This window comes from Hymenobacter terrestris (genome assembly GCF_013377905.1).
GTDB lineage: Bacteria > Bacteroidota > Bacteroidia > Cytophagales > Hymenobacteraceae > Hymenobacter > Hymenobacter terrestris.
Genome location: NZ_JABKAV010000013.1, coordinates 54,987 through 81,114 on the forward strand (window position 1 = coordinate 54,987; position 26,128 = coordinate 81,114).

General features: G+C 60.0%; 20 protein-coding genes. 7 read left to right on the forward strand and 13 right to left on the reverse strand.

The genetic code is table 11. The features are described 5' to 3' along the window. Positions 1-337 precede the first annotated feature (337 nt). Positions 338-2,254 (forward strand): DEAD/DEAH box helicase, encoded by a 1,917-nt coding sequence (locus HW556_RS06895; protein ID WP_176899259.1) that lies wholly within the window; start codon positions 338-340, stop codon positions 2,252-2,254. Positions 2,255-2,474: 220 nt separating this feature from the next. Here HW556_RS06895 and HW556_RS06900 read toward each other — a convergent pair whose 3' ends face one another. Then, a complete protein-coding gene (locus tag HW556_RS06900) occupies positions 2,475-2,921 on the reverse strand; it encodes a PA2169 family four-helix-bundle protein (protein WP_176899261.1) in 447 nt (148 codons plus the stop codon). A gap of 830 nt (positions 2,922-3,751) precedes the next feature. Here HW556_RS06900 and HW556_RS06905 point away from each other — a divergent pair. After that, the gene (locus HW556_RS06905) at positions 3,752-4,822 is read left to right on the forward strand and encodes a hypothetical protein (RefSeq protein WP_176899263.1); all 1,071 of its coding nucleotides are present in this window, start codon (positions 3,752-3,754) and stop codon (positions 4,820-4,822) included. Between the two features lie 135 nt (positions 4,823-4,957). Here HW556_RS06905 and HW556_RS06910 read toward each other — a convergent pair whose 3' ends face one another. Both HW556_RS06910 and HW556_RS06915 read right to left on the reverse strand, forming a co-directional pair. Continuing rightward, the gene (locus HW556_RS06910; protein WP_176899265.1) at positions 4,958-6,220 is read right to left on the reverse strand and encodes a BaiN/RdsA family NAD(P)/FAD-dependent oxidoreductase; all 1,263 of its coding nucleotides are present in this window, start codon (positions 6,218-6,220) and stop codon (positions 4,958-4,960) included. Positions 6,221-6,264: 44 nt separating this feature from the next. Next, a complete protein-coding gene (locus tag HW556_RS06915; protein WP_176899267.1) occupies positions 6,265-7,128 on the reverse strand; it encodes a Rossmann-fold NAD(P)-binding domain-containing protein in 864 nt (287 codons plus the stop codon). Between the two features lie 175 nt (positions 7,129-7,303). Here HW556_RS06915 and HW556_RS06920 point away from each other — a divergent pair, with 175 nt between their 5' ends. Continuing rightward, positions 7,304-8,185, forward strand: a complete 882-nt coding sequence (locus HW556_RS06920) for an SDR family oxidoreductase (protein WP_176899269.1) — start codon at positions 7,304-7,306, stop codon at positions 8,183-8,185. 75 nt (positions 8,186-8,260) lie between these two features. Here the strand turns inward: HW556_RS06920 and HW556_RS06925 are convergent, their stop codons facing one another. Then, the gene (locus HW556_RS06925) at positions 8,261-9,115 is read right to left on the reverse strand and encodes a DUF1571 domain-containing protein (RefSeq protein WP_176899271.1); all 855 of its coding nucleotides are present in this window, start codon (positions 9,113-9,115) and stop codon (positions 8,261-8,263) included. A 184-nt stretch (positions 9,116-9,299) separates the two neighbouring features. Here HW556_RS06925 and HW556_RS06930 point away from each other — a divergent pair, with 184 nt between their 5' ends. After that, entirely contained in the window at positions 9,300-10,058 is a 759-nt protein-coding gene (locus HW556_RS06930) for a glycosyltransferase family 2 protein (RefSeq protein WP_176899273.1), read from the forward strand. A 113-nt stretch (positions 10,059-10,171) separates the two neighbouring features. On the opposite strand, the gene HW556_RS06935 is transcribed toward HW556_RS06930, so the two are convergent. From HW556_RS06935 to HW556_RS06945, 3 genes are all read right to left on the reverse strand, one after another. Then, positions 10,172-11,452 (reverse strand): metal-dependent hydrolase family protein, encoded by a 1,281-nt coding sequence (locus HW556_RS06935; protein ID WP_176899275.1) that lies wholly within the window; start codon positions 11,450-11,452, stop codon positions 10,172-10,174. 160 nt (positions 11,453-11,612) lie between these two features. Further along, on the reverse strand, positions 11,613-13,856 hold the full coding sequence (locus tag HW556_RS06940) for a S46 family peptidase (protein WP_176899277.1): 2,244 nt from the start codon (positions 13,854-13,856) through the stop codon (positions 11,613-11,615). Between the two features lie 224 nt (positions 13,857-14,080). Continuing rightward, positions 14,081-14,602 carry a YkvA family protein gene (locus tag HW556_RS06945; RefSeq protein ID WP_176899278.1) on the reverse strand — a complete coding sequence of 174 codons (522 nt, stop codon included), beginning with the start codon at positions 14,600-14,602 and terminating at the stop codon, positions 14,081-14,083. 108 nt (positions 14,603-14,710) lie between these two features. Here HW556_RS06945 and HW556_RS06950 point away from each other — a divergent pair, with 108 nt between their 5' ends. Next, positions 14,711-15,241, forward strand: coding sequence for a DinB family protein (locus HW556_RS06950; RefSeq protein WP_176899280.1), 531 nt, complete (start codon positions 14,711-14,713; stop codon positions 15,239-15,241). A 287-nt stretch (positions 15,242-15,528) separates the two neighbouring features. Here the strand turns inward: HW556_RS06950 and HW556_RS06955 are convergent, their stop codons facing one another. The 4 genes from HW556_RS06955 to HW556_RS06970 all read right to left on the reverse strand — a co-directional run bounded on the left by HW556_RS06955 (position 15,529) and on the right by HW556_RS06970 (position 19,384). After that, positions 15,529-16,167, reverse strand: a complete 639-nt coding sequence (locus HW556_RS06955; protein ID WP_176899282.1) for an AlbA family DNA-binding domain-containing protein — start codon at positions 16,165-16,167, stop codon at positions 15,529-15,531. 83 nt (positions 16,168-16,250) lie between these two features. Then, positions 16,251-17,126 carry an SDR family NAD(P)-dependent oxidoreductase gene (locus HW556_RS06960; protein ID WP_176899284.1) on the reverse strand — a complete coding sequence of 292 codons (876 nt, stop codon included), beginning with the start codon at positions 17,124-17,126 and terminating at the stop codon, positions 16,251-16,253. Between the two features lie 173 nt (positions 17,127-17,299). Beyond that, the gene (locus HW556_RS06965; protein ID WP_176899286.1) at positions 17,300-18,637 is read right to left on the reverse strand and encodes a leucine-rich repeat-containing protein kinase family protein; all 1,338 of its coding nucleotides are present in this window, start codon (positions 18,635-18,637) and stop codon (positions 17,300-17,302) included. 324 nt (positions 18,638-18,961) lie between these two features. Beyond that, positions 18,962-19,384, reverse strand: coding sequence for a DUF3127 domain-containing protein (locus HW556_RS06970; protein WP_176899288.1), 423 nt, complete (start codon positions 19,382-19,384; stop codon positions 18,962-18,964). A 168-nt stretch (positions 19,385-19,552) separates the two neighbouring features. Between HW556_RS06970 and HW556_RS06975 the strand changes: the two genes are divergently transcribed. Beyond that, positions 19,553-20,521: an isoaspartyl peptidase/L-asparaginase family protein gene (locus tag HW556_RS06975; protein ID WP_176899290.1), complete on the forward strand. Its 969-nt coding sequence runs from the start codon at positions 19,553-19,555 to the stop codon at positions 20,519-20,521. Between the two features lie 171 nt (positions 20,522-20,692). On the opposite strand, the gene HW556_RS06980 is transcribed toward HW556_RS06975, so the two are convergent. Both HW556_RS06980 and HW556_RS06985 read right to left on the reverse strand, forming a co-directional pair. Then, positions 20,693-21,631: a cyanophycinase gene (locus tag HW556_RS06980; RefSeq protein ID WP_176899292.1), complete on the reverse strand. Its 939-nt coding sequence runs from the start codon at positions 21,629-21,631 to the stop codon at positions 20,693-20,695. Positions 21,632-21,840: 209 nt separating this feature from the next. Beyond that, positions 21,841-23,667 carry a M1 family metallopeptidase gene (locus HW556_RS06985; RefSeq protein WP_176899294.1) on the reverse strand — a complete coding sequence of 609 codons (1,827 nt, stop codon included), beginning with the start codon at positions 23,665-23,667 and terminating at the stop codon, positions 21,841-21,843. A 296-nt stretch (positions 23,668-23,963) separates the two neighbouring features. Here HW556_RS06985 and HW556_RS06990 point away from each other — a divergent pair, with 296 nt between their 5' ends. Next, the gene (locus HW556_RS06990; protein WP_176899296.1) at positions 23,964-25,733 is read left to right on the forward strand and encodes a L,D-transpeptidase family protein; all 1,770 of its coding nucleotides are present in this window, start codon (positions 23,964-23,966) and stop codon (positions 25,731-25,733) included. Positions 25,734-26,128 lie beyond the last annotated feature (395 nt).

The window sequence follows — 26,128 nt, forward strand, 5'->3', positions numbered from 1 at the left end:
CCCGTACATTGACCTCCGCATTCCGGGTTGGGTAACTAAACGAGATTACCAGCGTTGCAGTAGAGAGGCTTCGACTACGGATGACGCCTTCGTTTAGCACGACAGTTCTTGAAAGCCTATCGTTAATTCGCTTTTCCCGTTAAAAAACCATACCTTTGCACCCGCATTTGAGAACGGCCACGTTCCGCGCAGCTTCGAGCTGCCTATAGAAACTTGTTGGGCCGGCTTTGTCTTCCGTCCGTTGTTCCGTCACTCGTCGTTGTGGAGAGAGTGGGAGAAGAGCGTCGCTGAATCCGCTGTTTTCAGAGCTTATCTCTCTCACTCCATTAACACTGATATGGACCAGGAAACCCCAAAAACCAAGTTCAGCGAGCTGACGCTTTCTGAAGAAATGCAGCGTGCCATCACCGAAGTCGGCTACGAAGAAGCCTCGCCTATCCAGGCCGGCGCTATTCCCGCCCTGCTCGGTGGCCGCGACGTTATCGGCCAGGCCCAGACGGGCACCGGCAAAACGGCCGCCTTCTCTATCCCCGCCATCGAACTGGTCGACACCGATTCGCGCGAAGTGCAGTGCCTCGTACTCTGCCCCACCCGCGAACTGGCGGTGCAGGTATCGGGCGAAATTCAGAAGCTCGGCAAGTACAAGCGCGGCCTTGCGGTAGTGCCGATTTACGGTGGCTCGTCGTACGACCGCCAGTTCCGGGCTCTGGAGCGCGGCGTGCAGATTGTAATTGGCACACCCGGCCGTGTGATGGACCACATCGAGCGCGGTACGCTGAAGCTCGACAATTGCAAAATGATCATCCTCGATGAGGCCGACGAAATGCTCGACATGGGCTTCCGCGACGACATCGAGACGGTGCTCAAGAAGATGCCTGAAGAGCGTCAGACGGTATTTTTCTCCGCCACGATGAGCAAGCCCATCATGGAAATGACCAAGCGCTACCAGAAGGAGCCGCAAATCGTGAAGGTGAATCATCAGGAGATGACCGTCACCAACATCGAGCAGAGCTACTTCGAGGTGCGTGGTCCTCAGAAAAAGGACGTGCTGACCCGACTCATTGATATGTACAATATCAAGTCGGGCATCGTGTTCGCCAACACCAAGCGCATGGTCGACGACATCGTGGGCGACCTGCAGGCCAAAGGCTACTTCGCCGAAGGTTTGCACGGCGACATGGGCCAGCAGCAGCGCCAGAACACGCTCGACAAGTTCCGCAAGGGCACGCTTGAGATTCTGGTAGCCACCGACGTAGCCGCCCGCGGCATCGACGTGGAGAACGTGGAAGTAGTAGTAAACTACGACCTGCCCGCCGACGAGGAGTACTACGTGCACCGCATTGGCCGCACCGGCCGCGCCGGCAAGCAGGGCAAAGCCTTCACCTTCGTGAGCGGCCGCGACATTTATAAGCTGCGCGACATCATGCGCTTCACCAAGGCTACCATCAAGCAGGAGCGCGTGCCTTCGTTTGAGGATGTGTCGGAGGTGAAAACCACGCTCATGCTCGCTTCGATTAAAGACGTAATTGAAAAGGGCAACCTCGACAAGTACGTAAGCCGCGTACAGCGCCTCATCGACCAGAGCACCGACGAGAGCATCACTTCCCTCGACATCGCAGCCGCGCTGTTGAAGATGACGATGAAGGAAGACAAGCGGGCGCAGGAAAGCCTCGACGCCAGCCGCACCCAGGGTGCCGCTCGTGCTGGCTTCACCCGCCTGTTCGTAACGATGGGCAAGAAGGACCGTCTGCACCCCCGCGACATCGTAGACCTGATTGCCGAAAACACCAGCCTCACGGCTGGTAAAGTGGGCGACATCGCCCTCTACGACAAGTTCAGCTTCGTGGAAGTGCCTAACGAGTTCGTGGAAGAAATTGTGGCCCAGCTTGGCCGCAGCAGCATCCAGGGTCGTCCGGTAGCCTTCAACATTGCCACGCCCGTTCAGGAAGGTGATGCCCAGCAGCAAGGTGGCGACCGTGGTGAGCGTCCCCGTCGGGGACCCGGTGGTTTCGGTGGCGGCGAGCGGCGCGAAGGCGGCGGCTCGTACGGTGGCGGCAACCGCGGCGGCAGCTACGGCGACCGGCGCGAAGGCGGCAACAGCTACGGCGGCGGTAAAAGCGGCGGCTCGTACAGTGGTGGCGGAAGCCGCTACGGCAACAGCCGCGAAGGCGGCAGTGGTGGTTCGTACGGCGGCGGCAACCGCGGTGGCAGCAGCTTCGGCGGCGGCTACAAAGGCAAGCGCCGCGACGAGTAAACTGCTGCTCCACGCTGCTCAATCATGATTTTACTCATCATCATCATTTCAGCGTAGATTAGCTAAATAAAGTAGAGAGCCCCTGTCTTACTGAGACAGGGGCTCTCTGCTTTTAATCCTGACTAAGAATTACCTGCCTATTCCAAAAACAAAAAGAGGGCGCTTCGGGAGAAGCGTCCTCTTCTTACTTAGAACTGATAGCGGAGCGCTAATCAATCATTTATTTGGCGGCATCGCGCAGGTTGCGGATTTCGTCGTGGGCCTGCTTAATGCCGGAAGCTTGCTTGTCAATAACCGTTTTAAGCGCGGCTGGTATATCCTGCATCTTCACGGCTTTCTCGTAAGCCGCCTTGGCGTAATCTTCGCCACGCTCGCACTCGGCCAGAATGGCGTGGCGGTCCTTGCCGGTAATCAGGCCCTTCAGGTTGATGAAGGCACGGTGCACGGCGCTGGTGATGGACGACTCTTCGTCGGGCTTAAGGTCGAGCTTGAACATCTGATCTTCCAGCTCCGTGATGTAGCTGGAACGCTGGGCGGCGTATTTCTTGAAGAGGTCTTTCAGGTCGGCGCCCTCTACGTCGGTCATTGCCTCGGCATAGCCTTTCTGGCCATCCTTCAGGGTTTCGATAAGTTCGTTGAGGCCAGCTTGCAATACTTTGGAATCCATAGGAAAAGGAAGTTAAGGTAAGAGATGGGAGAGTCGGTAATACCTCTCTTTACTCCTAAAACGGAAGTGAGGTTGCCTTGCCCGACTAGCCTGGAAGGAGGGTAGTGCGCGGCTGGTGGTGTAACAGAACGGTAACTATAGGCCAGGTAGGTGTTGTGCTTGAGCTCGGTAAAATACTGTTGCTGATTCCTGTTCAAAAAATGAAACCTGAAAGTTCTGAATCGACGGTTAAGCGGGTGTCAAGGCTTGAAAAGTGCAAATACACAATAACTTATACCTGTCTGATCTAAACGGTGTGGGGTAATGGGCGTATGATTTAACAGTCTGTTATCAATTGTTCTGTTACTACAAAACCCCACCCTACAATGGAAAATGAACAAAAAAAACCATCCGCTCCCACGACTGATTCTTCCTCTTCAGGCATGAGTTCAGGCAGCCAAGCGCAGGGCAATTCGGGTTCCAATAGCTCGATGAGTTCTACCGGCAATAATTCCGGTAGCACAACAAGCAAGGAGTTGGCATCGGCCGAAATGAGCGTTGGAAAAGGCGGCCTAGGTGATACCAAGAAGCAGCCGAACAAGGAGGCTAAGCCCTCGACCCTCAAGCCTGATGCCAAGAAGTCCGGTTCGACAGGCGCCAATAAAACGTCGGACACGGCAAGTAAGTCAGACAAGAAAAATACTGCCGCTAAAAAAAGTAGTGCCGGTTCTTCCGCTCAATATTCGGACAGCACCGATGCGGCCACTACGTCTAATCACCAATCCTCTAATTCCCAAAATGCTATGAACAATTCAGAAAATCAGAACCGTGACAATCAGTATGGTAACTCAATGAACTCTGGCTATCAGGACCGTAACTCGAGCAGCCAGCAGGACTACGGCCGCAACAGTGGCTCCGACCGCAACAACGATTACTCGTCCTCGTCTTCGGATAGTTACAGCCGCTCGTCTTATCAGGACCGCAACAACGACCGCAACAACTCGAATAGCAACTCCGGCCGCCAAGATGATAGCAACCGCAATTGGATGAACTCGGGCAGCTCGTCGAGCCAGGGTAGCTACGGCCGCCAGGGCGATGATATGGGCATGGGTAGCAATAGCAACATGCGCAGCAACAGGCAAAACGATAGCTACAACGATTACGATAACAACCAGAGCGGCCGCAACAGCTACGGCAACTACAACGGCGGGCGCGATAATGACTATCGCAACAACTCGGACCGGAACTACAGTAGTTCATCGTCGTACGGCCGCAACTCCTCCTCGGATTACGACAACGACCACCGCTCATCAGACCGCAACCGCAGCGACTCTTATAATAGCGGCAACGACCGCAACCGCTCGTACGGCAACGACTCGTATGGCAACAGATCCTACGGCAGCCGCGACAATGATTACTCGTCGTCGGGCAACCGCGACTCGAACAGCAGCATGGGCAGCAACGGCGGCTATGGCAACCGTGACAACGACCAGAACGACTACGGCCGGAACAACTCCCGGCGCGACGACGGCGGATACGGCAGCAGTAACCGCGGCTACAGCCATAATAGCTACGGCCAGGACGATTATGATCAGCGCAACCGTTCCTCGTCGAACCAAAGTGGCCGCAACATGAACAGTGGCTACGACGATTACTCGCCGAACCGCAATATGAACAACGGTGGCTACAGCAACCAGCGGGGCAACTACGGCTCGCAGTCGTACAATGATGATTCTTCGATGAACCGTGGCGGCTCGATGAACAGCGGTTATGGTAACCAGGGCCGCGATAACCAAAACCGCGACAATGAACGCAACTACGGCCAAAACCGCCAAAACCAGGACGGCCGGAACAGCTACTCAGACGATAATTCGTCGCGCCGTAGCAACCGCCGCGACGATGATGACGACAACCGCTACTAATGCCTGATTGAAGTGGAGCAGGTTTTTAGATCACCTCAGTTTCAATCAACTTAACGTGATAAAGGGAGGCCCCAGCTAATTAAGCTGGGGCCTCCCTTTATCTTTTAGTTTAGGCGTTATAACTGAAAGCGGCTGTCAGGAGGCAAGCAGTTGGCTCATGGCGCGGCCGGCCAAAAAGCCGGTGGTCCAGGCTGCTTGGAAGTTGAAGCCGCCCGTAATGCCGTCAATATCGAGCACTTCACCTGCAAAGTGCAGGCCCGGCACGAGGCGGCTTTCCATGGTCTGCATATTGATTTCGGCTAGTGAAATACCGCCGCAGGTTACGAACTCCTCCTTATAAGTGGTTTTACCGGCTACAGGCAGGGCCGTGCGCAGTAGCGCCTCAATCAAGCGATTTTGGAGCTTGGCCGGCAGCTCATTCCAACGGGTTTCGGGGCCGATGCCCGCCTGCTCGGCCAGGGTGCGCCACAGCCGCTGCGGCAGACCCAGCAGCGGGTTGGATAGCACCAGCTTGCGGCCGTGGGGACCGCGGTGTTCCTGCAGATGGCTGCGCAGAGTGTCTTCGGTGAAATCAGGCAGCCAGCTCACCAGCGCAATGCTGCGGTAGCTGAGCTCGTGCAGTCGGCGGGCACCCCAGGCCGAGAGCTTGAGTACGGCCGGCCCGCTCAAGCCCCAGTGCGTCACCAGTACCGGACCCTCGTAATCGAGCTTTTCGCCGGCCACCCGCACGCGGGCCCGGGGCACGCTTACGCCCGGCAGCTCGCGCAGCGGCGAATTGGGCACGTTGAAAGTAAACAGGCTCGGTACCGGCTCCTGTATCGCGTGGCCCAGCTGCCGCAGCCAATTATACTGCTCCGATTTGGGCGCGCCGCCGGTGGCTACCAGCAACCGCGCCACGCGCAGCACCGGCGGGGCACTCGCACCGCTCAGCGTCAGCTCGAAGCCGCCCTCGGGCAGCGCCCGGATGCTGTCGGCCGCCGTGTGGGTCAGGACTTCGACACCGGCCCGGCGAGCGGCGTCGAGCAGGCACTGGGCTACCGTTTCCGACGAGTCGGTAATGGGGAACATGCGGCCATCGGGCTCGGTTTTGAGCTGCACGCCGCGGTTGGCAAACCAGCGCACTGTGTCGAGCGCGCCGAAGGTGTGGAAGGGCTGTTTGAGCTGCGCGCCGCCGCGCGGGTAATGTTGCACGAGCTGTGCAGGCGTGTCGGCGGCGTGCGTAACGTTGCAGCGGCCGCCGCCCGAAATACGGACTTTGCTTAGCAGCTTACCAGTTTTTTCGAGCAGCAGCACGCGTAGTGCCGGGTTTGCTTCGGCGCAGGCAATGGCCCCGAAAAAGCCGGCCGCGCCGCCGCCTATCACTGCTACTGTCTTCAGTTCATCCTTCACTCGACTCATCCTTCATTCGACAAAATTAACCACCGCGGAGCACTTGTGGCGGATTAGCAGAACGACAGGGCCGCTACCACATCGTCGTGCCGGAATTGGTACTGGGTGAGGTGGCGGATGGCCGCTGAGTCGATCTGCTTGCCGCTGCTGGTGCCCTCGGCGAAGGTGGGTGGATTGAGGCCTAGCTGGCTGGCGGCGGCGGTGAAAAAAGTGCGGCGGCTGGGGTGGCTGGCGGCGCAGCCGTTCAATGTGTGGCCCCACAGGCCTAGTTCCAGCACTTTCAGCAGCAGCCCAATGCAGTCGTGCTGATGGACCATGTTGACCGGCGCCTCGCCGTGAGCCACACCCGTGCGCCCGGCCAGAAAACGGCCTGGCTGTCGGCCGGGGCCCATCAGGCCGGCCATGCGTATCACCGTATTGGTTGGCCCCTGGAAAAGTGCTTCGCCCCGCAGCAGGTGCGATTCGGCTTCGGGAGAGGCCTGCGCATCGTCCTCGTGCATGATGCGCGCCTGATCGGGGTACACGCCAGTCGAGCTGACCAGTAGCACGTGGGCCAACCCGGCCGCAGCGGCCGCTTCGGCAACCTGGCCGAGGATGATGGGGTAGGCTTCGGGCTGGCCGGGGCCGCGGCCCGGCGGTACGTTCAGTATCAGCACCTCTACGCCTTGCAGCAATACGTTCAGCGTGTCGGCATCGGTGGGGGTGAGGGCGGGAGTGAGGCGTAGCAGAAAGGGCTGGATACCGGCGTCGTGCAGCGTCAGGAGTTGACTGGGCGTGGTGGTGGTACCGCGCACGGGGTAGCCGGCGGCCATCAGGGCCCGGGCCAGCGGCAGGCCCAGCCAGCCGCAGCCCAGTACGGCCACGGTGGGTAGGGCGGCGGTGGTGGAAAGGGTGGCAGGAGTAGCGGGTGGAATCATGAGCCTAAAGGTGGCAAAAAAACTGGCGCAGGAAAACCATCCGGGTAGCCGGCTGCCGATGAAGGCGCGCCGCCTAAACCAAGAAACGGGAGAAATGGCTTTCTTGTGAAAATCTGGCCGATCTTGCGGCTGGTTCTAACGCATCTCCACTTTCCATTACACGCTTTCTCTGCTTATGGCTTCTGCCCATCCCTACGCCCAGCCCATGCTCCGCGACAACGCCCTGCAGGGCAAAACCATCGTTGTGACGGGCGGCGGCACCGGCCTCGGCCGCGCCATGACCACCTACTTCCTCCAGCTTGGGGCCAACGTGGTTATCAGCTCCCGCAAGCTCGATGTGCTCGAAAAAACGGCCGCCGAACTGCGCGAACAGACCGGTAACGCCAACATCCTGGCCGTGCAGTGCGATGTGCGCAAGTACGACGAAGTAGAGGCCCTGCTCGAAAAAACCATCAGCACTTTTGGCGGGGTTGATGTGCTGCTCAACAATGCGGCCGGCAACTTCATCAGCCCTACCGAGCGCCTCAGCCACAAGGCTTTTGACGTGATTGTGGACATCGTGCTCAAGGGCTCCTATAACTGTACCCTGGCCTTCGGCAAGCGCTGGATTGCCGACAAAAAGCCCGGCACCATCCTCAGCATTGTGACTACTTACGCCTCGGTGGGCTCGGCCTACGTAGTGCCTTCGGCCGCCGCCAAAGCCGGTGTATTGGCCATGACGCGCTCCTTGGCCGTGGAGTGGGCCAAGTATGGTATCCGGTCTAATGCCATTGCACCCGGCCCATTTCCAACCGAAGGCGCTTGGAGCCGCCTGTTCCCCGAGCCGCTGGCCTCCAAGCTCGACCCGGCCGCCAATGTGCCCCTCAAGCGCGTGGGCGAGCATCAGGAGCTGGCCAACCTGGCTGCCTACATGGTGTCAGACTTTTCGGCCTACATGAATGGCGAAGTGGTTACGCTCGACGGCGGCGAATGGCTTAATGGGGCTGGCGAGTTCAACAAGCTCGAAATGCTCACGCCTGATATGTGGGACCACATCGAGAAAACCATGCGCCGCTAAATCACAGCTGTTGCAGATAAAAAAGGAGTCGTTCTAATGTTAGAACGACTCCTTTTTTATCTGCAACAGCTGTGATTAGAGTTTGTACCCCTTGAATCCTTTGGCGAACTCGGGAGCGGGGATGGGCTGGTTGGCCACCACATCGGAGAATTCGAACTTTTCGAACAGGCCTTTGTCATCGTTTACCTGCACTACGAGGGGCAGATACAGTTTCTGGTCGATGCAGATGGTGATGCGGCTGCCGTAGGCGTTGGGCACCTGAATCGTTTTGCCCGCTGCCACAGTGGCGTTGGGACCTAGGTTATTGCGCTCCAGAATGCGGTATTCGCCGCAGCCAAACTTAGCGGCGATGGTTTTGGTGGTTTCGGCCTTGGCGGGCTTGTAGCTCACGTAGCGAAACTGCGGGTACCTGGAGCGCAGCACGTGGGCCGGGCGGCCTACCACGGTAGTGTCGCCGGTGTAGCGAAAAGTTTTCTCGAAGCCAGGATTTACCCGCTCGCCTGAGCTGTCGAGCAAGTCGGAAATAGTGCCGTAGCCAGCCTCCAGTACGCTGTGATGCTGGCCTTTACGCATAATAGAACCCTGCGGGTCAAGGCTCAGCGTTACGTAAGGGAAGCTATTGGGGTACACCCAGGCGTCGCCGCTGTTCTGGCCCGTTACGTAGAGTACCTCAATGCCCTCGTCGTTGCGCAGATACACTTTGTAGGGGGTGAAATTCATCTTCATCGAAGTGCGAGCCTGCTGGTATTTGCCCGCCATGCGCTCTTGGGCCCGCACGTTGCAGCGCAGGGTTTTTAGGTTGTCGATGGCGTTGGTGAGTCGGCTGATGAGCGTTTCGGTGGTAATAGCCGGAGCCACAGTGGGCATGGCGCTGCTGCTGAGTAGGCCGGCCAGTGCCAGTGCCGGCAGGTAAAGTGAACGTTGAATCATGAATAGAGAAGGGTAGCCAGAAGTTCGCAAGGTAAGCTGCAGGCACAAATCGCGCCATTTGCGGGGCCGCCAAACCGGGCCTGCCAGGTGCCGAAGCGCCCGCCTGGCTAACGATTTGGGACGCGCGAAAGTTGAGCGTTGGGCTAGGGCGCAACTTTTTCGGGACTTAGCCGGAATAGAAGCCATGCACTTCTCCGTTATCACCCCCACCCACAACCGCCACGCCTACCTGCCCGAGGCCGTGGAAAGCGTCCGGGCCAGCATGTCGGCTCCGCTCGACTTCTCGTTTGAGCACCTGGTCTGCGAAAACGCCTGCTCCGACGATACGGCCAGCTACTTGCAAGAAGCCGCCCGCCAACCCGGCCCGCCGCTGCGGGTGCGTACCCAGCCCGAGCTGCTGCGCGCCGGCCCCGCCCGCAACCTGCTCATCGAGCACGATGCGCCCGCCGACACCTGGATTGTACCACTTGACGACGATGATTTGCTGCTCCAGCGTACCCTGTTTCACTACGGCCAGCAAATCGAGCAGCACCCCAACCGTCCCTGGCTGGTGGCCGATTTCCTGCGCATCGACCAAAACCGCCGCTACCTGCCCGCCGACGACTACTACGCCTGGCAGTTCGATTCGCCCCAGGATATGCTGCAGGCCATTTTTCGGGCCGAGCACTTTATCCAAGGCAACGTCTGCTACGGCCGCGAACTGTTTGATGAGGTGGGCGGCTACGACGAACACATTGAAATGGCCGAGGACCTCGACCTATATGTGCGCTTCCTGTTGGCCGGCCACCTGCCCGTCATCTGCCCTCACATCAGCCACCTGCACCGCTTCCACGACAGCAACGTGAGCATCGGCACCGACGCCGACAAGCACGCCCAGGATTTGCGGGTGATTTATGATAAGTACGCTACGCAGTTAGAGGCGATGGGGGTGGAACGGCCATAAGTAGGGGTTGTCATTCTGAGCAGCGCGAAGAATCTTGCATGCAATGCTAATGCCTAACAGCAGAGTTACTGTGGTACGCGAGATTCTTCGCGCTGCTCAGAATGACAGTTCCATCACTCCACCACCACTCCGCCTTTTACCACCAATTTCACCACCCTCAGAGCACTGATGTTCTGGGTCGGGTCGCCGGAAACGGCCACCATATCGGCCAGTAGGCCGGGCTTTAGCTGGCCGCGGTCGGGGAGTTGGAAAAGGCGGGCGTTGGTGCTGGTGAGGCCGCGCAGGGCCTGCAGGCTCGTCAGGCCGTATTCGCGCACCAGCAGCTCGGCTTCGCGCAGGTTGTCGCCGTGGGCAAATACGCCCGCGTCGCCACCAATGGCTAGCTCCACGCCACTTTGCAGGGCGGCTTTCATACTCAGGCGCTTTTGTTGAATGCGCTCGGGCTCGGGGCCGGTGCCCTTCTGCCAGCCGCGGTACTGGGCTACGGCGTCGCCGGCCGCTACGGTGGGGCACAGAGCCACGCCGCTCTGCTTCATCAGCTTGAATATTTCCAGCGTGCCGCCGTCGCCATGCTCAATGGTTTGCACGCCGGCCAGCGTGGCGCGGCGCATGCCTTCGGGCGTGCCGGCGTGGGCCACCACGGGCCGGCCGGCGCTCCGGGCGGTCTGCACAATCAGGTTCAGCTCGTCCTGCGAAAACGTGGGTCGGCTGGGCTCGCCGGGGCCCCAGCGGTAATCAGCGTACACTTTGATGATGTCGGCACCCTTGCCGATTTGCTCACGCACGGCCCGGATGAGGTTGTCGGTGCCGTCGGCCTCCTGGGCTCCTTGGGGTACTTCGATATCAACCGAAAGCTTGGGACCGTAGGAGCCGGTGGCCACCAAGGCGCGAGTGGCTACCAGCAGCCGCGGCCCCGGAATCAGTCCCCGGTCAATTGCCTGCTTAAGGCCCACATCGGCATAGCCAGCGCCCTCACTGCCCAAGTCGCGGGCCGTTGTAAAGCCAGCGGCCAGCGTGGCGCGGGCGTGCGCCGTGGCCCGGGCCACGCGCAGCGCTTCCGATTCGAGCAGCACTTGGTCGTTCCAGGGTGTTTCGTTGTAGGGGTGCAGTAATAGGTGGCTGTGGCCCTCAATGAGGCCCGGCAGCAGCGTGAGGCCCGGCAGCTCCAAGGTGCGCGTGCCAGCCGGAGCCGTTAGCTGGGCTGCCGGCCCCACAGCCTTTATTTTGTCACCCTCCGTCAGTACCGCCCAGCCGGGGTGCAGCGTCTGGCCATCGAACACAGCGGCGGGCCGAAGAAGCAGAGCAGCTGGAGCAGTCGGGGAGGTAACAGGCGGTTGGGCCCGCAGGGGGCTGGATGTCAGAAATAAAAAGGCAAGAAGTGGGAGAGGGCGCAAGGGCAGTAGCAGATGTGGTGGCAGTGCTTAAAGCTACGGCTGCCGCAGGAGTTTTTACCGCAACTGGCCAGTATAAAACCAAGGCAGCCCGCGGCGGGAGTTGTCGTAACAACTTCCGCCGCGGGCTGCCTGCCGGGCTATATATGAGTGCGTGGGGCTGCTAGGCCTTTTTGCGCTTCACTTTTACCTTCTTCAGCTTCTTGTCCGGCGTAGCATCGGTAGCCGAATCCGAGGCCCCAACGAGGGTCATTTCCTTCACTAAATGGCCGGCGCTGGCGTATTTATCCACCACGAACAGCATGTAGCGTACGTCGAGGGTGATGTTGCGCACGCGGTCGGGGTCGAACATGATGTCGGACATGGTGCCTTCCCAGTTGCGGTCGAAGTTGATGCCGATCAGCTCGCCGTTGCCGTTGATGACGGGCGAGCCGGAGTTGCCGCCGGTGGTGTGGTTGGTGGCAATAAAGGCTACCGGCACCGAGCCCTTGTAAGCGTAAGGGCCGTAGTCCTTGGTCTGGTACAATTCCGAGAGGCGGGCCGGTACTTCAAACTCGGGGTTGGTGGGGTCGGCCTTCTCCATAATGCCGTCGAGGGTCGTGTAGAAGTCGTATTTCACGCCGTCGGCGGGCTCATAACCGGCTACCTCGCCGTAAGCCAGCCGCAGGGTAGAATTGGCATCGGGGTAGAACTTGCGCTCGGGCTGTTGCAGGCGCAGGCCGGCCACATAGGTGCGCTGGAGCAGGGCAATCTGGTCGGTGGCCACATTATAGCCGGGCAGAATGGCCGTGCGGTAGTTGCTGACAATGGCTGTTGCAAGCTTCAAAGCGGGGTCCTGGCGCAAAGCATCGGGTTTGCCGGCCGCCACTTCATCAAGCACGGCCTGGGCGCTGGCTTCTGAAGTCAGGCGCGACTTGCCGTATAGCTGGGCCACGTAGGAGGCCCAGCCGGTGGTGGCGTACTGCTTCTGCAGCTCCTTCACATAGGCCGGCAGTAGCGCGGCCGGGGTGCCATTAGCGTAGAGCGGTAGCAACTGGGTAGCGACCTTTTGGTCGGTGGTAGCGCTGTAGTTCTTGAAGAAACTGGTTGTGCCTTTTTTGGCTTTTTCCACGGCCATGGCCAAGTCGGCGGCGGGTGCTTTGCCACCGGCCAGCTCCAGCAGCGGCTGCAGGCTGTTGGCGTAGGCCACCAGCTCCACGCCCAATGCGGCCTCGCTCACGTAGTCACGGGCCAGGGTGTAGTCACGGCCCTGGGCATAGTTACGCTGCAATTCGGGCAGCAGGCCAGCAAAGGTGGCGCGGCGGGCAGCATCGCCCGACTCGGCCCAGCGCTGGAACTCGGCTTCGCGCTGCTGCTTTACGCGCACGGCGTCGAGCTTGCGCAGGCCGCGGTTCTCGCCGATCCACTTTTTCCAGTAATTGGCCAGGCTGGCGTATTTAGCGGCGTACTGAATCCGCACCTTGTCAGATGCTTTCATGTCGGTGTCGAGCGCCTTCAGCTTGGCGTCGCGGACAGCAATTTTGGCCGGGTTCGACAGCGAGTACACCTCATCGACGCCCCAGCTGGTGAGGTACTCGTTGGTGCGGCCGGGAAAGCCGAAGACCATGGTAAAGTCGCCGGGCTGCACGCCGGCCAGCGAAATGGGCAGGTGGTAACGGGGCTTGAAGGGCTTGTTGTCGGGCGAGTAAGGGGCGGGTTTGTTGTCGGGGCCGGCATAGATGCGGAACAGGCTGAAGTCGCCGGTGTGGCGGGGCCAGGCCCAGTTGTCGGTGTCGCCCCCGAACTTACCGATGCTGCTCGGCGGCGCGCCCACCAGCCGGATGTCCTGGAACACCTCGGTAACGAACATATAGTACTCGTTGCCATTGAACATGGGTCGCACGAAGGCCTGGTAGCCGGTGCCCTGCACGGCGGCCTGGGCCACGCGCTGGCTGTTCTGCTGCACCAGCTGCTCGCGCTGGCCTTCGGCAATACCCGTCGCCGGAATGCCGGCCAGAACCTGGCTCGTCACGTCTTCCATGCGCACAATGAAGGTGGCAGTCAGGCCCGGGTTGGGCAACTCCTGACCGGGCGTCATGGCCCAGTAGCCTTTCGTGAGGTAGTCGTTTTCGACCGACGAGTGGCTCTGGATCTGGCCGTAGCCGCAGTGGTGGTTGGTGAGCAGTAGGCCCTGGTCGGAGATGATTTCGCCGGTGCAGCCGCCGCCGAACTGTACGATGGCATCTTTGAGGCTGCCCTGGTTGATGGAGTAAATCTGCTCGGCCGTCAGCTTGAGGCCTTTTTTCTGCATGTCGGCCTCGTTGAGCTGCTTGAGCAGCAACGGCAGCCACATGCCTTCATCGGCGCGGGCCGATAGGGTAGTGAGGAGGATGAGGGCCAGCAGCGCCAGCCGGGAGCGTAAGGTCATGAAAACGGAAATGGATGGAAAGATCAGGACGCTAATTTACGGTTTTAGCTGCTTGGGTACCTCCGGCGGCGTAGGTCGTATGTTCTGCAAAAAAGTGCAGCGCAAACGAAAAACGCCCACCCGAAACGGGATGGGCGTGAATAAACCAGTAAATCAGGAGCGATAAAAGCATCGGCCAGCAGAACGAGTCTGCACTATTTGCTCCATCTGCAACATCTGTGATTTTAGGAGTGACCCAACTCGGCTACAGCGGGCAGTTGCTCGGCCTTGGTATACGAATCGGTGGGTTTTTGAGCGGCAGCCGGCAGGTCGTTGGTTTCATTTGTGGCGTGGGTTTGCTCCCAATCGCGGAATCTTTCCAGCTCACTCTGGAACTTGCCAACAAACCAGCTAATCAGAGCCAGATCATCGAGGAAGCCCACTACGGGAATGAAATCAGGTACTAAATCGATGGGGCTGAGCACGTACAGCAGCACACCCAGGCCCGAAACGATGGTGCCGGTTTCCACCTGCCGGTAGTCGCCGCTCACGTAATTGCGCACGAGGCGGATGAGCGTGTAGGCTACCGAGAACAACTGCTTGAACTTGTTGTCGCCGCTTTCCTTGCTGGCGAGCTTATTGGCCGTTTCATTGAGTACCAGCACCACCTTGAACGGGCGGCCCAGCAGCTTGCCGGCTTTGTTGATGAACACACTGAAGAGCGCGTTTTTGGAAATGGAGAGGCCTTTTTCGGCAAGAGAAGACATAGAATGGGATATAAGATTGAGATGACCCGGTGTACGCGCAGGCGCGGGCCCGCGTTGCCGCCAGTGCTTCGGCAGGAGGCATTTGCCGCAATGGCTTACCTTCGGCCCATGAGCCCATTTCTGACCCCACCCGCCACCACCGAGTACGCCCCGTTCTATGCCAACTACGTGCGCCTGGCCGGCTCCGACCCGCTGCAGGCCCTGCGCACCCAACCCCCGGTGCTATACCAACTGCTGGCAGACCTCAGCAACGAGCAGGCCCTGTTTCGGTACGCGCCGGGCAAGTGGAACATCAAGGAAAAGCTGGTGCATATGATTGATACGGAGCGTATTTTCGCCTACCGCGCCCTACGTATAGGCCGCGGCGACACCACCCCGCTGCCCGGCTACGAGCAGGACGATTACGTGCTCTTGTCGGAGGCTGATTCCCGCCCGCTGGCCAATATTCTGGCCGAGTACGACGCCGTACGGGCCGCCTCACTCTGTATGTTTGAGTCATTTGGGGCAGCGGCGGCCGATCGGATTGGTACGGCCAGCGACCGGCCGGTGAGCGTGCGTGCCCTAGCCTACATGTTGGCCGGGCATGAGGCCCATCATCTGCAGCTTTTGCAGGAACGGTACCTGCCCAATATGGCGTAACTTCGGGTTCTGGTCTGCCGCGCGAGTCTGCAAATCTGCTTCCATTCCCGGCAAGGCCTTATCTTGGACGAATTCACCCCTAAAACCTACCACTATGGCTAAAGCCCAAGAACCCCGCAAAGAGAAAAAGAAGGAGCCCGCCAAGACCACGAAGGAGAAAAAGGCGGCCAAAGACGAGAAGAAGGCCCTTAAGTCCCGTCAGCAGGACTAATCTGCTGCCACTAACAAGCCATAAGAAAGGCACTGCAACTCCGGTTGCAGTGCCTTTCTGGTTTTGAGGCGAACCTTCAGAAGGTGTAGTAAACCTCTTTTTGCTTGTCGTGGTGCTTAATGTAGCCGTGCAGCGTGAGCTTGATGAGGGTACGGTGGGCGCGGCGCTGGCCAATGTTGAGCAGCTTCTGGTACTGGGCCAGCGTGATGCGCGGATGCTGGCGCAGGTATTCCAACACGGCCAGCTCTTCGCGGTTGAGCGGAATCCGCTCGAAACGGCCGGTTTCGGGGGCGGCTTCGCGTTCCAGTACTTTTTCGGTGAGCTGGCTGGTTTGTACGCTCTGGTCGCGCACCCGCACGTAGGCCCGCCAGTCGCCGTCGGCCACTTGGGCGCGGTGGGGCTTGGTGGCGCTTTCGGGCACCGTTACCACCAGCACCGTCCGGCCCTCGTGGTCCTCCACGGCCTTGAACTGCAGTTGCTCGTCCAGCGGCGGGTCTATGTAATGGCGGGCGGCCTCGCGCAGCTGGTAGAGTTCTTCCTCCACATCGCGCACACCCATTATGCGGCCCTTATCATCAACGCCCACCAGCACTTGGCCGCCGCGCGTGTTGGCCAGCGAGGCCAGCGTGCGGGCAATGCGCGTGGGGTGGGTGGTGCGCTGCTTGAATTCCAGCCGCTCGCCCTCGCCCTGCCGGATAAGTTCAAGTAAATCCATAGCGAGAAAACAGCCGGAGGGGCCAAAATGTCCGGAAATGCTATCTGCCAACCACCGATGGCGGCGCTAGCCTGTTGGCGGCCTTATTCGATGCCGGTTTCCTCGGCCGAAATCCGCCACAGGCGGCTGGCTTCGGTGCTGCTGCTGGCCCGGTCGGAGCAGCGGGCAATGCGTCGGCCGGTGATGTACTGCCCGTTGAGGCGGGCCGCTTCGGGCGCGGAGGCCAGGAAAAGGGTTGTTTCGGCACCTTTTTCGGGGGCTATCATCAGGGGCCGGGCCATCCACCACATGGCCTTCATTACGGCCGAGGTGTCGGCGCGCATTAGGGCCGTATCTACCATGCCGGGGTGCAGGCAGTTGGCCGTGATATTCGTCAGGTCGAGACGGTTGGCCAGCTCCTTGGTGAACAGGATGTTGGCCAACTTGGAGTCGGCGTAAGCGGTCAGCCAGCTGTATTTCTCGGGTGAGTTGCGTACCTCCTGCTCCGGCTCAATCTCGCCTACCCAGTGCGCCACCGACGAAACCGTAACTACCCGGGCCCGTTCGGCGGCATCGAGCAGCGGCAGCAGCAGGTTGGTAAGGGCATAGGGCGCCAAGTGGTTGGTAGCCCAGCTCAGCTCGTGGCCTTCGTCGGTGAGGGTGAAGCGGCCGGGCATAATGCCGGCATTATTCACCAGAATATCTAATTGGCTGAATTCCTGCTTCATCTGCTCGGCCAGCGCACGCACATTGCGCAGCAACGACAAATCAAAGCACTTAACGTGTACCGCTGCATCGGGTCCGGCGGCTTGCTGAATGGCCTCTTGAGCACGGGCGGCCTTCTCGGTGTCGCGGCCAACCAGCACCACGCGGGCTCCCTGGCGGGCCAGCTCGCGGGCCGTTACCAGGCCAATACCGCTGGTTGCGCCGGTTACCAGGGCCGTCTGGCCCGCCAGTGGCCGCAAGGAATCTGAACTCATACGGAAATTGTACAAAAGTGCCTGGTAGGCGGATAAGCGGATACGGAAGCCGGATTGACGAGCCAGCCGGACTTTGCCCAGCTGTGTTGCCCGAAGGCAAGTGCCCGGTCCGGCCGCCGGCTATCAACAATTACGCCAGCCCAGATAGAACGTAGAAAACCCACTCTGGGGTTTCAGCCCGCCAGCTGCTGCATTTCGACCAGCCGCTGGCTTACCTCAGCCAGCAGAGGCCGCGCCGCTACTTGGGGCTGCTGGCAGCGGGCCTGCCAGTCGCGCAGTTCGGACACGGCGGCGGCCGTTGCGGGGCGGGGCGTGCAACGGTCGAGTAGCTCTTCGAGCAGATTGCCAAAGGCCCGGCTTTCGAGGCGGGGAAGAAGTTCGGCGGCTTCGGGGTTGGCTGGTGGCATAAAGCCAGCTGCCCCGAAGTCGCCCAGCAAAGCCGTGCCCACGTCAGTGGCGAGAATGTTGTGAGCGTACAGGTCGCCGTGCATAATGCCGCGGTTGTGCAGGTGGGCTGCCGCCGCGGCAATACCGCCGGCCAGCCGCAATAGCGCGGGCAACTCAAATTGAGTGGCGGGCGCGTACTCGTCGCGGGTGCAGCTGGCTAGGGTGGGCGGACCGGCCAAGTTGGTAAACCCGGGGTCAATCAGCTCCAGCACCAAGCCCTCGGTGCCAGTTGGGTGGCCCGCCAGCCGGCCTTCCACAGCAATCAGGTTGGGATGGAGCCCCGCGCTAAGGCAGGCCAGCATTTCGGAGTGCGGCAGCCCGTCGCTCGTCACGGCTCCCTTAAACAGCTTCACGGCTACCGGCTGCGGTGACGCTGAAGCGGGCTGCCACTCGGCGCGGTAAATCACGCCCGACGCGCCCTCGCCCAGCATCTCCCGAAGCTGCAGTTCGGGCCAGGCAATGGCCGGGCGGGTGGGGTGGCTTTCGGCGGCAGCATCGGCCGCGGCGGACAGCGGGTTTCCAGCAAAGGCCAGCCAGCTCAGCCGCGGCATCGTCAGCAGCCAGGTAGGCAACTCGTGCAGTTCGTTGGCGGCCAGACGTAGCAGCTCCAGGTTGGTGCAGCGGGCCAGCTCGGGCGGCAGGGTGTGCAGGCGGTTGCCGGCCAGCATCAGCTTCTGCAGACGCGGGCAGTTGCCAATTTCCAGGGGCAGGGCCTCCAAGGCATTGTCGGTGAGAATGAGCCAGCGCAACTGCGGCGGCAGCGCCGCGCCCGGCAGCTCCCGAATCTGGTTGGCCTTGAATCCTACCATCTCCAGATTCGGGCACTGGCCCAGCACTTCGGGCACGCGCTCAAACTGATTGTCGGAGGCAAACAGCACCCGCAGCCGGTGCAGGCGGGGCAGGTCGGCGGGTAGCTCGCGCAGGGCGTTGCCCGAAAGGTTGAGCACTTCGAGCGTATCGGCCAGCGTAAATATCTCCGGCGGAAACTCGGTCAAGCCTTCGGCTAAATCCAGCCGGGTGGTGACGGCCAGCTCACCGGACTGTAGTTGCGTAAGCGTGTGCATAGGTATAGTAAGTAGGAGGTACCGCCGCGTTCAGGCGTTATTAAGAGCCGCAAAAGTAACGGTAGCCAAAAGGCGGTCATGCTGAGCGAAGCCGAAGCATCTCTACCGCTTTGTTGCAGTTGTTCGACGAAGCGGTAGAGATGCTTCGACTCCGCTCAGCATAATGAGTTGAAAGAAACATGGTACTTCTGCACGGCTACTTAATCGCACGGCACGAAAAAGCCGCTGCCAGTTGCGGCAGCGGCTTTTTGCTTTTGAGAAGCTGAGCGTCGGAATAGAGAAGTTAGATGCTGACCTTTCGCTCCTGACTTCTGGCTTCCAAAATTAGAACGGCAGGTCGTTGTCGTCGTCCGAGGCAATCGGAGCGGCCGAAGCGCGCAGGTTGGGGTTCTGGTTCTGGGCCGGAGCAGCGGCAGCGCGGGGCGCGGCCTGCTGGTAACCACCCTGCTGAGGAGCAGCAGCACCGCCAGCCGAGTTTTCGATGCGCCAGGCTTCGAGGTTGGTGAAGTAGAGCATCTGGCCGTTCTTGTTGAAACCGCGGCCGCGCAGGTTGAACGATACCTTCACTTCGTCGCCTACTTTGAACGGGTCGATGAGGGCAGTTTTGTCCTGCACCGTCTGGAATTTGATATGCTCGGGGTACTGGCCATCTATGACCTCCAGCACGAATTCGCGCTTGCGGAATTTTTCGCTCACCTGCTGTTCGTCGAAAATTTCGTGCAGGCGGCCGGTAGCTTCGTAAGCCATAGTAGTAAGTCTAGGGGGGTGTTGGGGATGTTGAAACAGTAAACCAAACCTACGAAAAAAAACGCGGTTGGTTCGGGCTCGTTTGGGGTTCCGACCCGGCCGCCGGCCCCATCGGGCTGCCTACCTTTGCCTTGCGCTTTTCCCCGTCCACCCAAATATTTTTACCCCATGACCCCATCTTTCGCCCTGGCCCTGCACGGCGGTGCCGGCACCATTTCGCCCGCCCTGATGACGCCCGAAAAAGAGCAGGCTTACCAGGCTGCCCTGCATGAGGCCCTGCGCAGCGGCTACGCCGTGCTGGCTGGCGGCGGCTCGGCCCTCGATGCCGTGGAGCAGGCCGTGCTCCGTCTCGAAGACCACCCGCTCTTCAACGCCGGCCGGGGCGCGGTGTTCACCCACGAAGGCCACCATGAAATGGACGCAGCCATTATGGACGGCCGCAACCGGGCGGCCGGGGCCGTGGCCGGGGCGCGGCAGGTGCAGAACCCCATCCGGGCGGCCCGCCTGGTGATGGAGCAGACCGAGCACGTGCTGCTGGCCTGGCCTGGCGCCGACGAGCTGGCCCGCGAGCACGGCTTGGCTATGCAGCCGGCCGAGTACTTTTTCACCCAGCACCGCTACGACCAGTTGCAGGAGGCTTTGCAGGAAGGCCGCATGCGCCTCGACCACTCGCAGGCCCAAGTACCTGCTGGCAGTGGGAGCGAAGACCCGAAAAAGAAAATGGGTACGGTAGGGGCGGTGGCCCGCGACCAGCACGGCAACCTGGCCGCCGCTACCAGCACCGGCGGCATGACCAACAAGCGCTACTCCCGCATCGGCGACTCGCCCGTTATCGGCAGCGGCACCTTCGCCGACAACCGCACCTGCGCCATCAGCTGCACCGGCCACGGCGAATTTTTCCTGCGAGCAATGGTGGCTCATGATATCAGCTGCCTGATGGAGTACCGGGGGCTAAGCTTGGCCGAGGCCTGCCGGATTGTGGTGCACGACAAGCTGGCCCCCATCGGGGGAGAGGGCGGGCTGGTAGCCGTTGATGCGGCCGGCAACGTCGCACTGCCCTTCAACTCCGAAGGCATGTATCGCGCCAGCCAAACCTCACACGATGCCGCACCTTTCGTGGCCATTTACAAGAGCTGAGAAGCAGATGTTTTCCGCGCTATATATATAAGGAGTGGTTGCACCTGCCTGCACACGATACTAAGCCGCTTGCCCAGCGCATAGCAGGTTTCTTATTGAATAAACAAATGGGCAATAAAAAAGACCGTATCTGATATAGATACGGTCTTTTTACATATTTGGGTAACGTGGCTATTGAATTGGCATTGGCTCGTTTGCGGACTTGTTGGCCGTAATGAGGGCTGATTCGGCCGCTTGCTGCCGTAGCTTCAGGTTGGGGTAGAAGCGCCGCTCATCCACGTCGTAGAGGTTGCCCTGCACCAGTACATGTAGCAGCATATTCTCTACCGAAATAGCCTCACCCTTTTGGGCTGCGGCGGCGTTGCTATGCTCCAGCTGGTGTCCATCCATGATAACAACCATGTTCGAGCCGATGGTTTCGAGCTGGTTGCCTCCGGTGATAAGCATGCCTGTATCCTCGCCCAGGCCAATGCCGATGAGCTTAGGATGCAAAGCCACGGCTTCGATAAGCCGGCCGAAGCGCCCGCGCTTCACAAAGTGCGAGTCGATGATGACATTATCAATCAGGCCCAGCCCGCTGCCCATCTTCACGGCCCCTTTCATTAGGGCGTCGGGTACGCTGCCGCCCTTGATCATTGTTTTCGACATGCCCATTGCCCCGGCCGAAGTACCGGCCACCACAAAGTTGGGCGTGGTCTGGTAACGGTGGCGCAGGGCGGCCAGAAACTCGGTCGCCCCGAAAATGGTGGTGAGCCGCGACTGATTGCCCCCCGACATCAGCACGATGTCGGCTTTGCGGATACGGTCCACGTAATCGGGCCGCAGGGCATCTTCGCGGGTACGAATGTCTAGTACGCTCACGTTGTTGCAGTTAAGCATCGTGAACGAGGAAATATAGACGCGGGCTACCTCTTCCGGAATCATGGAGGCCGTCGTGATAACCTCAATGCGCGGGTCCTCATGCCCCGATTCGAGAACTATGCGCTTGAGAATGCCTAGCTCAAAGAAGTTGAGGTAATATTTCTTCTTGGTGCGAGGATTGGGGTAGGTGCCCTTATCCTCATTGCCACCAATGGCAATGAGCTTGCCGAGCGGTCTGGAATTTTTCAAAACAGAAAGCAACTTTAAACGACGGAAAAATACTGCATCCGAAGTCCGAATCTCAGCAAGGTTCGGGCCACGCATACTTCTTCCGGAAAACAAAAGAACAAATCTGCGCCCAAGCTGGCAGGATTGAAAGCCTGCCATCAAGAGTGCGGCCAAGGGGTAATAAACAAAAAAGTGCCGAAAAGGGCTTGCTCTTTCCCTGAAAAACCAGATTAGGCATTGGTTGGGCGGCCCAGCAACGCATCGAGGGTGCTGGTGGCAACGGCGTGGTAGTTGGGCCGGGCCTCGGCGTACAGTCGGCGGGCCCGGGCGGGGCCATTGGCGGGAGCGGCCAGCAACTCCTTATAAAGCGGCGTAAGAAATTTGCGCCGCCCCACTTTGGTCAGAAAGCGGTGCAGGGCCTGGTCGGCCGGGGCGTAGCCGGCCGTAATGGTGCGCGGCAGCCAGGCGGCCAGTATCTCGGAGTTGGCCGAATTGGTAAAACCGAAGGCGGCATCCAGCTCGCCGAGCTGCGTTGCGCCGACATCGGCGGGCAGCTGATTGAGAAACCGCACCCACTCGTGGCTGCTCCAGTTGGTGGTGGGCAGTTGGCTGGCCGGGGTGCCCTGCTGCCAGCTCTGGCCGGCCGCGTCCACGGCCGCAAACCGCTCCGAGCTAACCGGCGGTGCATTATCCGGAATGCCGGGGCCGTAAATCCAGGCTTCGGGCCGGATCCGGGCCTCCAGGCCGGGGTGCCGGTCAAGCAGCTCCCGGCGCAGGTAGGCTAGAAACGAGGCCGTGTCCATGCTTTGAAAAGCGTGGCCGCCGAAGTACTCCTTTATAAAGGTGTCGAGGGCGGGGCGGCCCACCAGCTGCTCCAGCGTCAGCAGGAAGTAGTCGCCCTTCTCGTAGGCAATATCGGTCAGGCCCTCGTCGGGGTCGCGGCCGGCAAGGTTCAGGTACAAATGCGTGTCGGGGCTTTCGGGGCCTAGCTCGGCCAGGGTGTGTAGCAGCTCGGCGTGGCCCAGGGCCTGCAGCATCTCGGCGTAGGGCCGGCCGTAAAGCTGTTCCATAATGCGCCGCTCGAAGTACACCGTAAAGCCCTCGTTAAGCCAGAAGTCGTTCCAGGTGGCGTTAGTGACGAGGTTGCCGCTCCAGGAATGAGCCAGCTCATGGGCCACGAGGCTGGTCAGGCTTCGGTCGCCGGCCAGAATGGTGGGCGTCACGAAGGTGAGGCGCGGATTCTCCATGCCCCCGAACGGGAAGGAGGGGGGCAGCACCAGCAAATCGTACCGTTCCCAGCGGTAAGGCCCGTACAGTTCCTCGGCGGTGGCCACCATCTGCTCCAGGTCGGCAAACTCATCAACGGCCCCCGGCAGCGTGGCCGGCTCAGCATACACGCCCGTGCGCCCACTTAGGGGTTCAAACTGTACATCGCCCACGGCCAGCGCCATCAGGTAGGCCGGAATGGGCTGCTCCATCCGGAAATGGTAGCGGCCATCGGGGCGGAGCTGCTGCGGATTACTGGCGCTCATCAGGGCCAGCAGCTGGGGCGGCACCGTAATCTGGGCTTCGTAGGTGAAGCGCACGCCCGGCGAATCCTGGCAGGGCAGCCAGGTGCGGGCCAGAATAGCCTGCGACTGCGTGAACAAAAACGGCTGAGTGCCGGCCGTCTGCTCGGGCCGCAGCCACTGCAGTGCCGCCGCATCCGGTGCTGTACGGTAGCGCACGGTTACGGCCGTGGTGTCGGGTCGTAGCACTATGCGCAGGGCTTGGCCCAGCACCGGGTTGGCGGGACCCAGCTCGAAATCGGTCGGCGTACCGTTATAGGCGTCGCCGAGCAGCACTTCTTCAATGAGCAGGTCGCGGGAATCGAGCAGCAGCTCGGTGGCCGCCGCATCGGAGCGGGTAAGCTGCCAAGTGGCATGGCCGGCCAGGGTTTGGGTGGCGAAGTCTACTGTCAGGTGCAGGGCCAGGTGCCGGACGCTGACTTCGGCGGGGCGGGAGTAGCTGTGCGGGTCGGTTGGGGCAGAGGGCTGCGGGCCGGAAGTAGCAGACATAAATTCAGGAAGTGGGAATGGGAAATCGAAGAGGTGCGGCAGCCCGCGCCTAGGGCAGGAGCTAGGCCGCCAGCCACTGATACGCCCGCCGCCGCCGAATTGATGCCGCGGGCTGCAGAAGTGTTAGGCGGCAGCGCGGGTCGGGCGAATTCTGTTAACTTGCGACACTGGGAAAGATGCGCCTTAGTGGCAACTCCGCTGTCTGAAACGCAGTAGAAAGCCCAAACCCCGTCCGCTGGCTTAGTTGGCACGGAAGTGGTTCTCGTTTGGCTGTTTCTTTCCCGATTTCCTTTCTCATGAATCCATCCTATCGTTCTTTTTTTCGTACCTCTTTCGGCATCTGGCTGCTTGCCTTGTTCGTGCTAACGGCTACTGCCTCATGTAGCCAGGACCAGCAGGACCGTGTAAAGCAGGGCATGCAGGCCGCTTTGCCCGATGCCCTGACCAGAGCCGCCGGCCCCCAGCCGACACTCGACAGCATCTATATCGTCCGGTATATGAACACCGAGCCCCGCTTCAAAGACCAGATCGACTGGGCCAAGAAGTTTTACAAGGCCCGTGAATTCAAGCTGGGTTGGTTCCGTGACCATGAACTGGTGCCCCAGGCCGAAACCATGCTTGGCGTTATCGGCAAAGCGGCCGATGAAGGTCTAAACCCCAAAGACTACCAGGTCGTGAACTTCGACCCCCTGCTCAAAGAGCTGGAGGCCGCCCGCAATGACACGACCCGCCGTAGCGAGCTGGAAAAGAAAATTGATGTGGCGCTGTCGGCCACCTACTTCAACTATGCTTCCGATTTTTATCGGGGTACCGTCGACCCGCGCGCTGTTAAGTCCATTGATTGGGACGTGAAGCGCAACAAGGTGAAGCTGCATAAGGCGCTGATGACCATCCTGAAGGAGCGGGAAAGCACCTATGGCTACTACGATTTTGAGCCCCTGCATTCCGAGTATGACCGCCTGAAAAAGGTGCTGTCCGATTACCGGGAGATGGAGCGCAAAGGTGGCTGGCCGGCCATTCCGGCTGGTACCAGCCTCAAACCCGGTGCCAGCTCGCCGGCCGTAGCCGCCCTGCGTGGCCGTCTGCTGGGCCCCGAGGCCACTGCGCCGGTTTCGGCCGAGACGCCCGCCGTAGCCGTGGCCAACAAGCCCGGTCAGCCGGCCGCTCCGGTTGCCCAGAAATACGATGCCGAGTTGTTTGCTGCCGTAAAGGAGTTCCAGCGCCTCAACGGCCTGAAGCCTGATGGGGTAGTGGGGGGCGAAACCCTGCGCGAGTTGAATGTGCCACTAGGACAGCGCATCCAGCAAATCATGATGAACATGGAGCGCTGGCGCTGGATTCCGAAGAAGTTTGAGCCCGACTACCTGCTGGTGAATATTCCGGAGTATAAGCTGCACGTGGTAGAGGACGGCAAAGAGGCCTTCAACATGCCTGTTATCGTGGGCAAGCGCCTCAATGCTACGCCCATTTTCTCCGACAAAGTGGAGTTTGTGGTAATGGCTCCTTACTGGAATGTGCCCTTCAGCATCATCGATAAGGAGCTGCGTCCTAAACTGGCCGCCAACCCCCAGGGCACCCTCGACCGCCTCGATATGGAAGTAGTGAAAGGCTGGGGCGCCAAGGCAACCCCTGTTGATGCCAGCAGCATCGACTGGGCCAACCTGGAGCAAAAGGATTGGAAGTACACACTGCGTCGGCGTCCCGGCCCAAAGAATGACCTGGGCAATGTGAAGTTCATCTTCCCTAACTCCAACGACATTTACCTGCACGACACGCCCAACGACGAGTTGTTCAGCCAGACCAAGCGGGGCTTTAGCCACGGTTGCGTTCGGGTAGCCGAGCCGCTGCGCCTGGCCGAGTATCTGCTACGCAACAAGGCAGGGTGGGATGAGCAGGCCATTACTGATGCTATTGCCGCCCGCGAGGAGAAGTATGTTACTCTGCCCGAAAAGCTGCCCGTGTACCTGGTCTACTTCACTACCTGGGTAGATGATGATGGCAAGGTGCACTTCCGCGACGATATCTACGGCCACGATAAAGCCTTGGCTAAGGAGTACTTCAACTAACTGCCCTACCGCCCTTCGGGGCACCCAAGTAGGTACAGAGCCCCCACCCGCCGCAACAAGCGTAGGGTGGGGGCTTTTTCGTGGCGCTCCTTATCGGCGGTGGTACTACTGCCAATTAGCAGCAGTCAGCGAAGCGGGCTGGGCTTCAGAATAAAGGCTGTCACTACGGGAACGAAACACGGGAAGCCACCCACCTGCTCAGTCAAATTTCTAACTCCTACCCATAACTCGCACGAGTTATAGGGAAGAATGGAATCAACTGTTATATAACACTTGTAAACAGCTATAGCGTATCATTTAACATTGTTTACATTAGACAATGGATTATTACATGTGTTAACAGATGATAATTGATGATTGATGCCGACTAGCTCAGTCAGTAGTTCGCTTTGGGT

Excerpts from the sequence above, each read along its gene's own strand:
- HW556_RS06965 (WP_176899286.1), bottom strand. The coding sequence starts at position 18,637 with ATGCACACGCTTACGCAACTACAGTCCGGTGAGCTGGCCGTCACCACC.
- HW556_RS06975 (WP_176899290.1), top strand. The coding sequence starts at position 19,553 with ATGACCCCATCTTTCGCCCTGGCCCTGCACGGCGGTGCCGGCACCATT.
- HW556_RS06930 (WP_176899273.1), top strand. The coding sequence starts at position 9,300 with ATGCACTTCTCCGTTATCACCCCCACCCACAACCGCCACGCCTACCTG.
- HW556_RS06925 (WP_176899271.1), bottom strand. The coding sequence starts at position 9,115 with ATGATTCAACGTTCACTTTACCTGCCGGCACTGGCACTGGCCGGCCTA.
- HW556_RS06990 (WP_176899296.1), top strand. The coding sequence starts at position 23,964 with ATGAATCCATCCTATCGTTCTTTTTTTCGTACCTCTTTCGGCATCTGG.
- HW556_RS06940 (WP_176899277.1), bottom strand. The coding sequence starts at position 13,856 with ATGACCTTACGCTCCCGGCTGGCGCTGCTGGCCCTCATCCTCCTCACT.
- HW556_RS06945 (WP_176899278.1), bottom strand. The coding sequence starts at position 14,602 with ATGTCTTCTCTTGCCGAAAAAGGCCTCTCCATTTCCAAAAACGCGCTC.
- HW556_RS06985 (WP_176899294.1), bottom strand. The coding sequence starts at position 23,667 with ATGTCTGCTACTTCCGGCCCGCAGCCCTCTGCCCCAACCGACCCGCAC.
- HW556_RS06920 (WP_176899269.1), top strand. The coding sequence starts at position 7,304 with ATGGCTTCTGCCCATCCCTACGCCCAGCCCATGCTCCGCGACAACGCC.
- HW556_RS06915 (WP_176899267.1), bottom strand. The coding sequence starts at position 7,128 with ATGATTCCACCCGCTACTCCTGCCACCCTTTCCACCACCGCCGCCCTA.
- HW556_RS06970 (WP_176899288.1), bottom strand. The coding sequence starts at position 19,384 with ATGGCTTACGAAGCTACCGGCCGCCTGCACGAAATTTTCGACGAACAG.
- HW556_RS06905 (WP_176899263.1), top strand. The coding sequence starts at position 3,752 with ATGAACTCTGGCTATCAGGACCGTAACTCGAGCAGCCAGCAGGACTAC.
- HW556_RS06900 (WP_176899261.1), bottom strand. The coding sequence starts at position 2,921 with ATGGATTCCAAAGTATTGCAAGCTGGCCTCAACGAACTTATCGAAACC.
- HW556_RS06960 (WP_176899284.1), bottom strand. The coding sequence starts at position 17,126 with ATGAGTTCAGATTCCTTGCGGCCACTGGCGGGCCAGACGGCCCTGGTA.
- HW556_RS06895 (WP_176899259.1), top strand. The coding sequence starts at position 338 with ATGGACCAGGAAACCCCAAAAACCAAGTTCAGCGAGCTGACGCTTTCT.
- HW556_RS06950 (WP_176899280.1), top strand. The coding sequence starts at position 14,711 with ATGAGCCCATTTCTGACCCCACCCGCCACCACCGAGTACGCCCCGTTC.
- HW556_RS06910 (WP_176899265.1), bottom strand. The coding sequence starts at position 6,220 with ATGAGTCGAGTGAAGGATGAACTGAAGACAGTAGCAGTGATAGGCGGC.
- HW556_RS06955 (WP_176899282.1), bottom strand. The coding sequence starts at position 16,167 with ATGGATTTACTTGAACTTATCCGGCAGGGCGAGGGCGAGCGGCTGGAA.